Here is a 12,682-nt window from a genome sequence, read left to right on the forward strand (position 1 = left end):
GATCAGCTCCAGCTGTGGCCGCAGGCCGTGCACACGTAGGAGATCCCACCGTTGTCACCGAGGACCTGGGCGACGTGGACCGATCCGCAGGAAGGGCAGTTGAGAAGAGTGGCTTTTTTCCGCGTCAGTGCCACTTCGAGGAGAATGTCGACCTCCTCGAGGATGCTCGCAGGCATCGCTTCTCCCTCCCGTCGGGCCGCGCCCCCTTCCGGCCGTTTGATTCTGCCACGGCCTGAGCAATACGGTCAGCGACGCCTTCGTACCAGTCCGGACACGGCACCCAATGTGGCCGTCGCGGCCAGCGCATACGTGCACGCGAGGAGCGCGTCCGCAGAGGTATACGCCCCGGGGGCCCCGAGTGACTCAAGCCGGTTCAAGAAGAGTGTGCCGAAGGCCGCGACACCGATCAGCTGACCGAGCTGGGTGACCGTCGCGAGCAGTCCGCTGGCGTCCGCCGCGTCCTCGGGGCGCACCGTGGCCAGAGCCCTGGTGAGCGTGGGGCTGAAGCCGAGCGCGAGCCCGGCACCGACACCTGCGAACGCCACGTACAGCCACGGGCCGCCGTCGCCCCCGTCCTTCAGTACGCCGCCGACCCCGGCCACGGAGACGGCCGCGAGCGCGAACCCGATCGGTATCAGACCGCCCTGCCAGGAAGCGGGCCAGGCGCGCCAGGTCAGACCGACCAGACCGAAGACCGCCGCGGTGGGTGCGAAGGTGAGTCCCGCGCGCAGGGCGCTGTAGCCGAGGCCGCCCTGGATGTGCAGGGTGAGCGCGAACAGAAAGCCCGCGTTGACCGCCATCACGGCCAGGAGCCGGAACACCGCGAGGCCGATGCCGGGGTGGCGCAGCACCCTCGGCGCGATCAGCGGCACCCCGCCACGCCGGGCCAGGCGGAACTCGTACAGACAGAACAGGGCGAAGAACACCGCGGCCGCTCCCAGCGACAGCCAGGACCACAGCGGCCAGTCCTCCTCCTGTCCGAGCACGAGCGGCACGGTGAAGAGGGAGACGGCGGCGGCCAGCAGCACGAGCCCCGGCAGGTCGAGGCCCCGCGAGCGCTCAAGAGCCGACACGTCGTCCCGCGGCAGTACGCGGCTGCCGACGGCCAGAAGTACGACGCCCACGGGCACGTTGACCAGGAACACCGGCCGCCAGCCGGTGCCGAACAGATCGGCGCTGACCAGAACTCCGCCCAGCACCTGGCCGGCCGCGGCGCCGGTGGCGAGGACGGCCGCGTAGGCGCCGAGGGCGCGGGCCCGTGCCTCGCCGGTGAAATTGCGCTGGATCAGGCTGAGCACCTGCGGGATCATCACGGCCGATCCAGCGCCCTGGATCAGCCGAAAGGCGATCAACTCCCCTGTTCCCTGGGCGAGTCCACAGGCCAGCGAGGCGGCGGTGAACAGCGCGAGCCCGGCCAGATGGACCCGGCGGTGGCCGAGCCGGTCGCCCAGCCGGGCTCCGGTGATCAGCAGCACGGCGTACGAGATGGAGTATCCGGCGACCACCAACTGCACTCCGGCGCCGGACGCATGGAGTTCGGAACCGATCGTGGGCACCGCGACGTTCACGATGAAGACGTCGAGCAATGCCATGAACTGGGCCGCGAGCACGACCGCGAGCAGCCGTCCGGGCCGATTGTCAGTGCCGGGGTCTTTACTGGTCTCAGGACTTGGACCGCGTGCGGGACCTGTTCCCGCGGGGGTTGTCGTCGTCATGCCGTCGAGCGTGACGGCGGCCGGATACGGGTAACGAGAGCCCGCCGATGCTGGTACTGACAGCACCTGGCAGCAGACGGGTTCGGCACGGACGATGAGTGACGGGGGATGTGAAGCCGATGAACACGACACAGCGCCGCAGGCCGGAGCTGGCCGCTTTCCTGCGCAGCAGGCGGGCGCGGGTGACCCCGGCCGACGTGGGGATGCCGCCGGGCTTACGGCGCCGTACGCCGGGGCTGCGCCGCGAGGAGGTCGCACAACTCTCCGGCGTCGGCGTCACCTGGTACACATGGCTCGAGCAGGGGCGCCCGATCAACGCGTCCTCGCAGGTCCTGGACGCGGTGGCGCGCACGCTGCGCCTCGACCAGCCCGAGCGCGAGCATCTCTATCACCTGGCCGAGGTGCCCTACGAGCCCGAACGCGAGGGCCCCGCGCAGACCGTGAGCGAGGAGATCCAGGGCATCGTCGACGCCCTCGCCCCGCGTCCGGCAGCGGTCTACAACTCGCGGTACGACATCCTGGCCACCAATCCCCCTTACCGCGACCTGTTCTTCGTGTCGCAGACGCTCCACATCGGCGTTTCCAACGCGCTGTGGACGCTGTTCACCGTGCCCGAACCGAACTGCCCGGTCGTGTTCCGGGACAGCGAGCTGCCGTTGATGGTGGCGACCATGCGGTCGTCGTACGGAAGACATGTCGGCGAGCCCGCCTGGGAGGACTTCATACGCAGGCTCTCGGCCGCCAGTCCGTACTTCGCGGAGCTGTGGTCGGGAGGCGATGTGGTGCCGCCGGGACCGCGTGTGAAGACCTTCCGGCACGAGGCAGTGGGCGAACTGCACATGACCTCGGTGTCGCTGTCGATCGACGGCATGCCGGAGTGCCGGATCGTGGCCTACACACCGGAAGACGAGGAGGCGAGGAGAAGGCTGTCCGTCTTGCGGGATCTGCGGGAGGAGTTGTGGCCGCCGTCACACTCCCTGGGTGCCGAGGCGATAGGGGCGGGGACATGAAAAATCCCGCCCCCTGATGGGAACGGGATCTTCACCACTGATCTTTGACAACTCAAAAGAGAGTCAATCTGTGGAGCTAAGGAGAATTGAACTCCTGACCTCCTGCATGCCATGCAGGCGCTCTACCAACTGAGCTATAGCCCCTTGTGTTCTTCCCGCCCGGCGGGGCGAACAAGAAGAACTTTAGCCTGCGACCAGCCGGAAAGTGAAATCCGGTCCCGACGGGCCCGCGGGACCGGACAGGGGTCCGCTCAGTCGTCGTCGCCGAGCACCGGCTCCGGCAGCGTGCCGGCGTTGTGCTCCAGGAGGCGCCAGCCGCGGGCGCCCTCACCGAGGACGGACCAGCAGCAGTTGGAGAGGCCGCCGAGACTCTCCCAGTGCTGGGACTCCAGGCCGAGGAGACGGCCGATGGTGGTGCGGATCGTGCCGCCATGGCTGACCACCACGAGGGTGCCGTCCTCGGGGAGCTTCTCGGCGTGCCGCAGCACCACGGGGGCGGCGCGGTCGGCGACCTCGGTCTCCAGTTCGCCACCGCCTCGGCGCACCGGCTCGCCCCGCTTCCAGGCGGAGTACTGGTCGCCGTACCGGGTGATGATCTCCTCGTGCGTCAGCCCCTGCCAGACGCCCGCGTAGGTCTCCCGCAGGCCCTCGTCGTGCGTGACGTCGAGGCTGGTGAGGGCGGACAGCTCAGCGGCCGTGTTCGCGGCGCGCTGGAGGTCCGAGGCAACGATCGCGTCGGGCTTCAGCGAGGCGAGCAGCCGGGCGGCCCGGCGGGCCTGGCCCACGCCGGTCTCGGTGAGCTCGACGTCCGTGGTGCCCTGGAAGCGGCGCTCCACATTCCAGGAGGTCTGGCCGTGCCGCCACAGGATGACGCGGCGGCCCCGGCCCGGCTTCTTCCCGGCCTCGGTGCTCACCGCAGCTCCCCAAGTTCGGCGGAGTCCTCCTCAGCCTGGAGCTTTGCGTGCTCGGCTGCCTTGCCGCGGGTGGCCTTGGCGTCGGCGGGCAGTTCCAGCTCCGGGCAGTCCTTCCACAGCCGCTCCAGGGCGTAGAAGACACGCTCCTCGCTGTGCTGCACGTGCACCACGATGTCGACGTAGTCGAGCAGGACCCAGCGGGCCTCGCGGTCGCCCTCGCGGCGCACCGGCTTGGCGCCGAGCTCCTTGCTCAGCCGCTCCTCGATCTCGTCGACGATCGACTTGACCTGGCGGTCGTTGGGCGCGGACGCCAGCAGGAAGGCGTCGGTGATGGAGAGCACGTCGCTGACGTCGTAGGCGATGATGTCGTGCGCGAGCTTGTCTGCGGCCGCCTGTGCGGCGGTGTTGATGAGCTCGATGGAGCGGTCCGTGGCGGTCACTACGCGGCTTTCCGTCGGCGGTCAGTAATGACACCAGGGTCTCACGGACCGCCGACGACACCCCACGCGTTTCTTCGGCCCCGCCCCGGGTGCTCCCGGGACGTGGCGTCCGTCACCCCGTCGAGCCGCTGGTCGCCTTGTAGTCCTGGCCCAGGACCACGGACACGTCCGAGTTGGACGTGGCCTTGCCCTTCTTCACGCTGCTCGTGGGCAGGCCCAGGGTCTTGGCGACCTCGACGGCGTCGTTCTTCTTGGCGGCGTCGGTGTATGTGATCTGGGACACGCTCTGGGCGGCGGCAGCGGTGCCGGAGTCGAGGAACGTGTAGCCGCCATTGACCAGGACGACGCGGGCCTGCTCGGCGGCCGCCTTGTTGCCGGTGGCGTTCCTGATGCCGACGCGCACGGCGGCGCCCGCGTCGGGGCTCTTCGCGGTACCGCCGAGCACGTCCTTGACCACGCTGTCGGAGGCGCTCTCGCTCAGGGTGCCGTCCTGCTGCACGGGCAGCAGCGCGGTCTTGTAGTCGCCGCCCTTGGCGAGGTCGGCGAGCTTGGCGAGGAAGGCGCCGAGGTCCTGGTCGGTCAGGGACGGATCGAGGATCTGCGCCAGGGTCTGCACGGTGGTGGTAGCGGCCTGCTTGTCGGAGGACAACTTGCGCAGCACGCCCTGCATGACCTGTCCGAACCGCTCCAACTGCGCGTTCTGGGACTCGCCGGAGGCCCGGTAGGTGGCGTAGGCGACGGCCATCTTGCCGCTGAGGGTCTGCTCCTCGCCCTTCTTGACGAGGGGCGACTCGCCCTTCTTCTTCGAATCGGGGTCCGGCACATTGGCGTTGGTGGTGATGTCGATGTTGCCGACGAGCTCGACGAGGTTGTTGAGGTAGGGGGTGTCGAGGCGCCAGGTGCCCTGGATGTTGGTCCCGAGCACCGTGTCGATCGCGTCCTGGGTCCCGGAGGAGCCGTCGTCGTCGACGGACTTGGCGAGCGTGGTCGTCGAGCCGTCGTCGCCCGTCATGGCAAGGGAGTTGGGCAGCAGGACGGTGGTGCCCTGCTTGGTGGTGGTGTTGTCGACGAGCAGCGCCGTGGAGGTGCCGCCCCCCTTGGTGTTGTGCAGGTGGACGACGATCACGTCGCGGTTCTGGGCACCCACGGCGGTCGTCGTAGGGGACTTGCCCTTCGAGGACGTGCCGGGCAGCTTGCCCGCGTACCAGAGGTAGCCGACGCCGCCGACCGCGACCAGGGCGAGCACCACGACCAGGGCGACGACCCGGCTGCGTGCGCGGCGCCGGGCCTCTTCGCGGCGTTCGGTGCGGTTCTCGGTGAACTTCAGCCAGTCGATGACGTCTTCGGAGTCGTCCTCCTGCTCCTCGACGAAGGCGAACTGCTCGGTGCGGTAGTCCCGGTCGGCCCGACCGGCCCGGGGTTCGCCGTCCTTGGCTGGTCCGGCCTGCTGGGGGATATAGGCGGTCTGCTCGGCAACTCGGGGCTGCTGACCGGTACTCGCGGCACCGGCCGGACCCGCGGACTGCCCGTAGCGGTCGTAGGCGGGCGAGGTGTTCCCGGCGGGGCCGGGCGCGCCGGTGCCGTAAGGGTCGTACGAGGGGACGGACGGCTGCTGACCGGTGTCATAGGGCGACACAGGGGTCTGCTGACCGGTGTCATACGGCGACACAGGCGGCTGCTGGCCCGTGTCGTACGACTGCACCGGCTGCTGCTGACCGGTCGCGTACGGGTCGTAGCCGTACCCCTGCGGCTGGGCGCCGTAGGGGTCGTACCCCTGGGGAGGCTGCTGCGGCACCTGTCCGTACACAGGCTGCCCGAACTCGTCGTAGCCGACGAGCTCGTACTGGTCGCCGCCCGCGTATCCGTCGTATCGGTCGTTCACCGGTGCCCCTCTCGGCTCACTCGCCGCGGTACAGCTCACGCTTGTCGATGTAGCGCACCACACCGTCCGGCACCAGATACCAGACGGGATCGCCCTTGGCGACTCTCGCACGGCAGTCTGTGGACGAGATGGCGAGTGCGGGAACCTCGACGAGCGAGACACCGCCCTCCGGAAGCCCCGGATCGGTCAGCGTGTGGCCGGGCCGGGTGACCCCGATGAAGTGCGCGAGGGAGAACAGTTCTTCCGTGTACCGCCAGGTAAGGATCTGGCCGAGCGCGTCTGCGCCCGTGATGAAGAAGAGGTCGGTGTCGGGGTTGAGCGCCTTCAGGTCGCGCAGGGTGTCCGTGGTGTAGGTCGGGCCGCCGCGGTCGATGTCGATGCGGCTCACCGAGAACTGGGGATTCTCGGCGGTCGCGATGACGGTCATCAGATAGCGGTCCTCGGCCGGGGTGACCTTGCGGTCGGTCTTCTGCCACGGCTGCCCGGTCGGCACGAACACCACCTCGTCGAGGTGGAACTGCGCGGCGACCTCGCTGGCCGCCACGAGGTGCCCGTGGTGGATCGGGTCGAAGGTTCCGCCCATGACGCCGAGGCGGCGCTTGCCCGGATTCGAGGGGCCGTTTCCGGGGCCGGTCGTCAGACGCTTCGCCGCACTGTCGTCGGCCACTCCGTTCGCGCCACCCGTGGCGGCGCCGGCGGCGCCGCTCTCCGTGTCACTCGCCGGACCGGTAGGCATGTGCTGCTCTCCCATGCGTGCAGACCCTACCGGCCCGGCCTACGGGCTCCGGCCGACAGGGGCCCCGAGCGGGCCCAGTAGGGCTCAGCGGTCCCGGTTGAAGCGCGTGGTGATCCACAGCAGCAGAAGCAGGATGAAGAGGGCCCCGCCGCCGGTCAGGAACGGGCTGAGGCTCTCGTGGTTGCCGCCATTCTCGCCCTCGGCGGCGACGGTGACCAACTGTGCGGCGGTGCTGTGGAAGCTCATCTCGGCAGGACCTATCCGGTGTGGGCGGGATAAAGACGTCGGCCCATCGTAAGCGGGTGCCTCCGCCACGATCACCCCGACTCCGCCGTTGGGGACGCCGGTTGCCGCGCACGCCCCGTGTCGGCTGCCGCGGCCTCCCTCCATGACGTGGCGCTCAGTCGTCCCGCTTGTACCCCCGCAGCAGGAACCAGGCGGTCAGAGCCACTCCGACGACCATCACGATCAGCACGACACGGAGCAGATTGCCCGGGCCCTGCTTGTCTGCCGCGTCCGCGGCTTCGGTGAGCCAGGCGGCTGCGGGGATGTGCTCCATGGCGTACGACTCCTTCTCTGTACTGCCCGTCCACGGTATCTCCGCCTAGGCTGGGCTCTGCCTTGGGGGCACATAGGGCACTCAGACGCACATGGGGGAACACATGTCCGACGACGGTCACGAGCAGAACGGGCACGAGAACGTGCCGAGCAGGCAGCGCAGGCGCTTCGAGGGGATCTCCTCTCGGGTGTACGAACACCCCGCGGACCGCTCGGCCCTGGTGGCCCTGCGCAAGCTCAGCGGCTTCGACACCGTCTTCAAGGCGCTCAGCGGTCTGCTGCCCGAACGCAGCCTGCGGCTGCTGTTCCTGTCCGATTCGGTGCGCGTCTCGGACGCCCAGTTCGCGCACCTCAACGACATGCTGCGGGATGCCTGTTACATCCTGGACCTGGAGAAGGTCCCGCCGATGTACGTCACCCAGGACCCGCAGCCGAACGCGATGTGCATCGGCCTGGACGAGCCGATCATCGTCGTGACGACGGGGCTCGTCGAGCTGCTCGACGAGGAGGAGATGCGGGCGGTCGTCGGCCATGAGGTCGGCCACGCGCTCTCCGGTCACGCGGTCTACCGCACGATATTGCTCTTCCTCACCAACCTCGCGCTCCGGGTCGCCTGGATCCCGCTCGGGAACCTCGCGATCATGGCGATCGTCACCGCGCTGCGCGAGTGGTTCCGCAAGTCGGAGCTGTCCGCGGACCGCGCCGGGCTCCTGGTCGGCCAGGACCTGCAGGCCTCGATGCGCGGCCTGATGAAGCTCGCGGGAGGCAATCACCTGCACGAGATGAACGTGGACTCGTTCCTCGCCCAGGCCGAGGAGTACGAGGCCGGGGGCGACCTGCGCGACTCCGTGCTCAAGATCCTCAATACCCTCCCCCGCACCCACCCCTTCACCACCGTCCGCGCGGGCGAGCTGAAGAAGTGGGCCGAGTCCCGCGACTTCCAGCGGATCATGGACGGTCACTACGCTCGGCGCAGCGAGGACAAGGACACCTCGGTCTCGGACTCCTTCCGGCAGTCGGCGGCCAGCTACGCCAGCGACGTGAAGAACTCCAAGGACCCGCTGATGAAGCTGGTCAGCGACATCGCGGGCGGTGCGGGAGACCTCGGGGGCCGGGTGCGACGCGGCTTCGGCGGCTTCGCCGGCGGCGGTTCCAGCAAGGACTCGTCCGGCTCACCGAAGGACACGCCGCCGCGGGACACCGACGCGCACCCGGACGACGAAAGCCCCAACGGCAACGGCTGACCTGGAACGGGCCCAAGGGCCGACCGAAACCGGCCGAGCCACCGGATACGCCGCCCGAGACGCCGCCGGCAACGACTACAGCTTCGGCTGCGCGCTCGTCGCCAGCGACCCGCACAGCGCCGTCGCGCTGCCGGTGGCGTACGGGTCGGTGCCGGCCGGGCCGCCCGCCTTCGCCGTCTGTCCCGCGAGCAGCGGGTGCAGGTGGTTGACGGAGTCCTCGGAGCAGGCGAGCGGCCCGGCCTGGACGTAGGAGACGACCAGCTCGGCCTGGTGCATGCGCAGGTCGTCGCGGTCGAAGCGGAAGTGCAGCTCGCGCCGGACGGTGAACAGCGAGGCCTTCGCGTTCGCGTCCGAGCCCGTCGGCTTCAGCGCGTACACGAAGGTGTGGTCGGCGATGACCTCAAGGGTGTTCGAGTCGAACTCGGCGGCCTGGAGGGTGCCCTGCACACGGATCTTCTTGTCGGCGAGCTGGACCTGGGCCGCGTCGAAGCGGACCAGCCAGCCGGTGGGCGCGTGCCGGCCGTCCGCGGTCGGCCGGTCGAGGCTCTGGTCGAACTGGTCGAGCTGCTGCGGGTCGAGCAGTATCCGTACCGGCCGGGTGGCGCCGCCGGTGAGCACGTCCGGGTCGAGGGAGGACTCGACGAGGTAGTCCTTGGCGGTGGTCAGGGCGGTGACGACCTGGCTGTCGGAGAAGTGTGCGGTGCGCCGGGAGGCGGGCAGCGTGATGCCCTCGGCGCCGATGCGGAACTGAGCGGCCGGGCTGTGCCCGTACAGCTCGTCGGCGCTCGTGGAGCCGGGCACGGCGGTCTGCGGGGACAGGGGTATGACCGTCATCCGCAGCGGCTCGGGGGGCTGGGCGGTGGGGGTCTGGTACGGGTGGCGTACGCCCATGTAGATCGCGGTGCCGAAGGCTATGGCGATCAGCAGGACGAGGATCAGTGCCTGCCGGGACAGCCCGCGCTGGAGGGCCGGGCGGCGGCGTACGGCGGGGGCGTGGTCGGCCATGCGCTCCTGGGCCGAGAACTCCTGGAGGCGGGCAGCACGGACGAACGACTCGTCGAAGACGACGGATCGGTACTCGTCCTCTCCACCAGCGGGGGCGCCCTCGGGTGTCCCCTCAGGTGGGTCTCCAGGCCCGCCCATACATTCAGAGTAGGTCTCCCGGAGCTCAGGTAAACGCCCTGCTACACGACAAGTTCTGACAGGTTCTCACCAGGGTCGTCACGGCGTTCGAAGGGTCGTCCGCAGCGCTCGTGTCAGGGTGTCCGGGGGACCGCCGACACCGCTGGCTGGGAGTAGTCGGCCGAAGCGGAGGGACCGGTGCTGCCGGTGACCTTGTCCTGGCCCTGTTCCAGGCCGGTCGAGGCGGGCGGAGGGACCTGTTCCTGCCGGCCCGAGGACGCGCCCCGGTAGACCGCCGTGAAGGCCAGCGCGACCATGCCGATGCCCATCACGAGGGCGAGGACCCAGGCGACGGGGCGGTGCCAGCGGGTCTGTTTCCCGTAGGTCCTGCCGTAAGTCCCCGGTGCGCCGTAGCGGCCTTCCAGGACCTCGGTGTCATCCAGATCGTCCAAGTCGGGATCGTGGCCGAAATCGCCACGGTCGTCGGGCCCGAAGCCGTCCTCGTAGCGCTCGTCGTCGCCGCGTGCACCCCGGGCGTGCGTCCGGCGCGCCTCGGCCTCGGAGGCCTCTGCGCGGGCCTGAGCGGCTGCCAGGAGTCTCTCCACGGCGGTCGGCTCATGGATCGCCGCCGCCCGTACGAAGTCCTCGTCGAAGACCACGGAGGCGAACTCTTCGTCCGCACCTCCGCGGTCGCGGTCGTCGTCGGGCTCCCAGCCGTCAGGGAACGGCGTGCCCCCCACGTCCTCCGGCACGGATCCAGAGTAGACCTGGGGGGTCATTTTGGGCAGACGGTATGGAAATTCATCCACCTGACGAGACGCGCCTCGCGCGAACCGCGGGCCGTGCACCGCACGCCGCGCGCCCCCGGCGCTCCAGAGCCGGCGCAGGCCGCTCCTGCACCGGCGTCTCAGCGCCGAATGTGCCCGTCCCCCGTGACGATGTACTTCGTGCTCGTGAGCTCCGGCAGCCCCATCGGCCCCCGCGCGTGCAGCTTCTGCGTGGAGATGCCGATCTCGGCGCCGAAGCCGAACTGACCGCCGTCGGTGAAGCGGGTCGACGCGTTCACGGCGACCGTCGTGGAATCGACCAGCTGGGTGAAGCGGCGGGCTGCCTGCTGCGATGTGGTGACGATGGCCTCGGTGTGGCCGGAGGTCCACAGCCGGATGTGCTCCACGGCCCTGTCGAGCGAGTCGACGACGGCGGCGGCGATGTCGTACGAGAGGTACTCCGCCTCCCAGTCCTCGGGGGTCGCCTCGACGACGGTGGCCTTGGAGTCCTTGGCGTAGGCGAGGACGCGCTCGTCGGCGTGCACGGTGACCCCGGCGTCCGCGAGGGCGTCCAGGGCGCGCGGCAGGAACTCGGGGGCGATGTCCTGGTGGACCAGGAGCGTCTCGGCGGCGTTGCAGACACTGGGCCGCTGGGCCTTGGAGTTGATCAGGATGTCGATCGCCATGTCGAGGTCGGCGTTCGCGTCGACGTAGACGTGGCAGTTGCCGGTGCCGGTCTCGATGACCGGGACGGTGGACTCCTGGACGACCGTGCGGATCAGCGAGGCGCCGCCGCGCGGGATGAGGACGTCGACGAGGCCGCGGGCGCGCATCAGCTCGCGTACGGACTCGCGGCCCTCGCCGGGCACGAGCTGGACGGCGTCGGCGGGCAGCCCGGCGCCGCCCACGGCGTCGCGCAGGACCCGTACGAGCGCCGTGTTCGACTCGTACGCGGACGACGAGCCGCGCAGCAGCACCGCGTTTCCGGACTTCAGGCAGAGCGCGGCGGCGTCGACCGTCACGTTCGGGCGGGCCTCGTAGATGATGCCGACGACACCGAGCGGCACGCGGACCTGGCGCAGGTCGATGCCGTTCGGGAGGGTGGAGCCGCGGACGATCTCGCCGACCGGGTCGGGCAGCGCCACCACGTCGCGGACGTCGGAGGCGATCGCACGCACGCGCTCGGGCGTGAGCGTGAGCCGGTCGATGACGGTCTCGCTGGTTCCGGCCTCGCGGGCACGCGCGATGTCCTTGGCGTTGGCGGCGACGATTTCGCTGGTACGGACTTCCAGCGCGTCCGCGATCGCGAGCAGCGCGTCGTCCTTCTCGGCCCGCGGCAGGGGCGCCAGGTCGGCGGCGGCTGCCTTCGCGCGGTAGGCGGCCTGGGTGACCGGGGACATCGAGTCGTACGGCGAGAGCGTGGTCATGAGGGAAGGGTAGTGCGCCGGGCGAGCCGGTCCACCGGCTATCCCACACCGCGAGACGGGCTCAAAAGGGGCGAACTCCGACGTGGCGCCGGGCGCGGCCGCAAGAGGGGCGAACTCCGACGTGGGCCGGGACGCGGACTCGGACGCCGACTCAGCGGACGCCGACGCCGACTCAAAAGGGGTGCACTCCGACGGGCGTCGCCGGCAGCGATCCGTAGCCCTCCGCGATCCGCTGGTGGTACGTCTCGCGGTCGATGACCTCCAGGCCGACGATCTCCCAGGGCGGGAGCTTGGCGGTCTGCCGGTGCTCGCCCCACAGGCGCAGTGCGACCGCCGCCGCGTCGTGCAGGTCGCGGGCCTCTTCCCAGTAGCGGATCTCCGCGTGGTCGTTGGCGTACCGGCTGGTCAGCAGAAACGGGTGGTCGTGGGCGAGCTGTTCGAGACCGCGCCTGACCTCCTTCAGCGGGGCCTCGTCGCCCGAGACGCTGAGCGTGACGTGCCACAGCCGGGGCTGGTCCGCCGGTTCCTCGCCCTCGTATGTGTCACCGGCCGCGACGCTCGTCAGGGCCCGTTCCTCGCCCGCCGCACGGGAGGCGGCACCACCCGACCGGGAAGCAGCGCCACCCGCACGGGAAGCGGCTCCACCTGCACGGGAGGCGGCACCACCGCGGGACGCCGCCGCCTCAGGGCGCACTCGTCTCACGACGGCCTCCTTTACGCAATGGTCGTACCGAATACCGGGGTCTCCCTGTCACAAAGTTGAGCAGGTGGGAAGCCGTCGCGTGGCGGTTTTACGGAACGTCCCCCACTGGGGGCGGGGGAATCGGCCGTTTACGGATGTAGTGGGCAGCTGTTTTACGGGTGCGC

At 69.9% G+C, this 12,682-nt stretch carries 14 protein-coding genes and 1 tRNA gene; 2 read left to right on the forward strand and 13 right to left on the reverse strand.

Annotated features, from left to right (window positions below; genetic code table 11):
* Nucleotides 1-2: 2 nt before the first annotated feature.
* Nucleotides 3-176, reverse strand: a complete 174-nt coding sequence (locus tag ACZ4RZ_RS12000; protein WP_399074570.1) for a hypothetical protein — start codon at nucleotides 174-176, stop codon at nucleotides 3-5.
* A 69-nt stretch (nucleotides 177-245) separates the two neighbouring features.
* The gene (locus tag ACZ4RZ_RS12005; RefSeq protein ID WP_467743855.1) at nucleotides 246-1,715 is read right to left on the reverse strand and encodes an MFS transporter; all 1,470 of its coding nucleotides are present in this window, start codon (nucleotides 1,713-1,715) and stop codon (nucleotides 246-248) included.
* Between the two features lie 119 nt (nucleotides 1,716-1,834).
* On the opposite strand from ACZ4RZ_RS12005, the gene ACZ4RZ_RS12010 reads away from it, so the two are divergent.
* Nucleotides 1,835-2,725, forward strand: coding sequence for a helix-turn-helix transcriptional regulator (locus tag ACZ4RZ_RS12010; RefSeq protein WP_467743856.1), 891 nt, complete (start codon nucleotides 1,835-1,837; stop codon nucleotides 2,723-2,725).
* Nucleotides 2,726-2,796: 71 nt separating this feature from the next.
* On the opposite strand, the gene ACZ4RZ_RS12015 is transcribed toward ACZ4RZ_RS12010, so the two are convergent.
* From ACZ4RZ_RS12015 to ACZ4RZ_RS12045, 7 genes are all read right to left on the reverse strand, one after another.
* A tRNA-Ala gene (locus ACZ4RZ_RS12015) sits at nucleotides 2,797-2,869 on the reverse strand.
* 107 nt (nucleotides 2,870-2,976) lie between these two features.
* Entirely contained in the window at nucleotides 2,977-3,639 is a 663-nt protein-coding gene (locus ACZ4RZ_RS12020) for a histidine phosphatase family protein (RefSeq protein ID WP_467743857.1), read from the reverse strand.
* Nucleotides 3,636-4,079, reverse strand: coding sequence for a ribosome silencing factor (gene rsfS / locus ACZ4RZ_RS12025; RefSeq protein ID WP_467743858.1), 444 nt, complete (start codon nucleotides 4,077-4,079; stop codon nucleotides 3,636-3,638). Before rsfS ends, ACZ4RZ_RS12020 begins: the two co-directional genes overlap by 4 nt.
* Before the next feature lie 112 nt (nucleotides 4,080-4,191).
* Nucleotides 4,192-5,961 (reverse strand): LCP family protein, encoded by a 1,770-nt coding sequence (locus ACZ4RZ_RS12030; RefSeq protein WP_467743859.1) that lies wholly within the window; start codon nucleotides 5,959-5,961, stop codon nucleotides 4,192-4,194.
* 16 nt (nucleotides 5,962-5,977) lie between these two features.
* Entirely contained in the window at nucleotides 5,978-6,544 is a 567-nt protein-coding gene (nadD, locus tag ACZ4RZ_RS12035; protein ID WP_373294454.1) for a nicotinate-nucleotide adenylyltransferase, read from the reverse strand.
* 237 nt (nucleotides 6,545-6,781) lie between these two features.
* Complete coding sequence (locus tag ACZ4RZ_RS12040) at nucleotides 6,782-6,943, reverse strand: hypothetical protein (RefSeq protein WP_327428662.1); 162 nt, start codon at nucleotides 6,941-6,943, stop codon at nucleotides 6,782-6,784.
* Nucleotides 6,944-7,097: 154 nt separating this feature from the next.
* Nucleotides 7,098-7,256 (reverse strand): hypothetical protein, encoded by a 159-nt coding sequence (locus ACZ4RZ_RS12045; RefSeq protein ID WP_467743860.1) that lies wholly within the window; start codon nucleotides 7,254-7,256, stop codon nucleotides 7,098-7,100.
* 103 nt (nucleotides 7,257-7,359) lie between these two features.
* Here ACZ4RZ_RS12045 and ACZ4RZ_RS12050 point away from each other — a divergent pair, with 103 nt between their 5' ends.
* Nucleotides 7,360-8,499, forward strand: coding sequence for a M48 family metallopeptidase (locus ACZ4RZ_RS12050; protein ID WP_467743861.1), 1,140 nt, complete (start codon nucleotides 7,360-7,362; stop codon nucleotides 8,497-8,499).
* Nucleotides 8,500-8,574: 75 nt separating this feature from the next.
* On the opposite strand, the gene ACZ4RZ_RS12055 is transcribed toward ACZ4RZ_RS12050, so the two are convergent.
* The 4 genes from ACZ4RZ_RS12055 to ACZ4RZ_RS12070 form a co-directional block, all read right to left on the reverse strand.
* The gene (locus ACZ4RZ_RS12055; protein ID WP_467743862.1) at nucleotides 8,575-9,642 is read right to left on the reverse strand and encodes an SCO2583 family membrane protein; all 1,068 of its coding nucleotides are present in this window, start codon (nucleotides 9,640-9,642) and stop codon (nucleotides 8,575-8,577) included.
* 113 nt (nucleotides 9,643-9,755) lie between these two features.
* Entirely contained in the window at nucleotides 9,756-10,373 is a 618-nt protein-coding gene (locus tag ACZ4RZ_RS12060; protein WP_467743863.1) for an SCO2584 family spore wall biosynthesis protein, read from the reverse strand.
* Between the two features lie 155 nt (nucleotides 10,374-10,528).
* Nucleotides 10,529-11,815 (reverse strand): glutamate-5-semialdehyde dehydrogenase, encoded by a 1,287-nt coding sequence (locus ACZ4RZ_RS12065; protein WP_369246539.1) that lies wholly within the window; start codon nucleotides 11,813-11,815, stop codon nucleotides 10,529-10,531.
* Between the two features lie 172 nt (nucleotides 11,816-11,987).
* Nucleotides 11,988-12,518, reverse strand: coding sequence for a hypothetical protein (locus tag ACZ4RZ_RS12070; protein WP_467743864.1), 531 nt, complete (start codon nucleotides 12,516-12,518; stop codon nucleotides 11,988-11,990).
* Nucleotides 12,519-12,682 lie beyond the last annotated feature (164 nt).

The organism is Streptomyces sp. NPDC027189 (assembly GCF_055566975.1).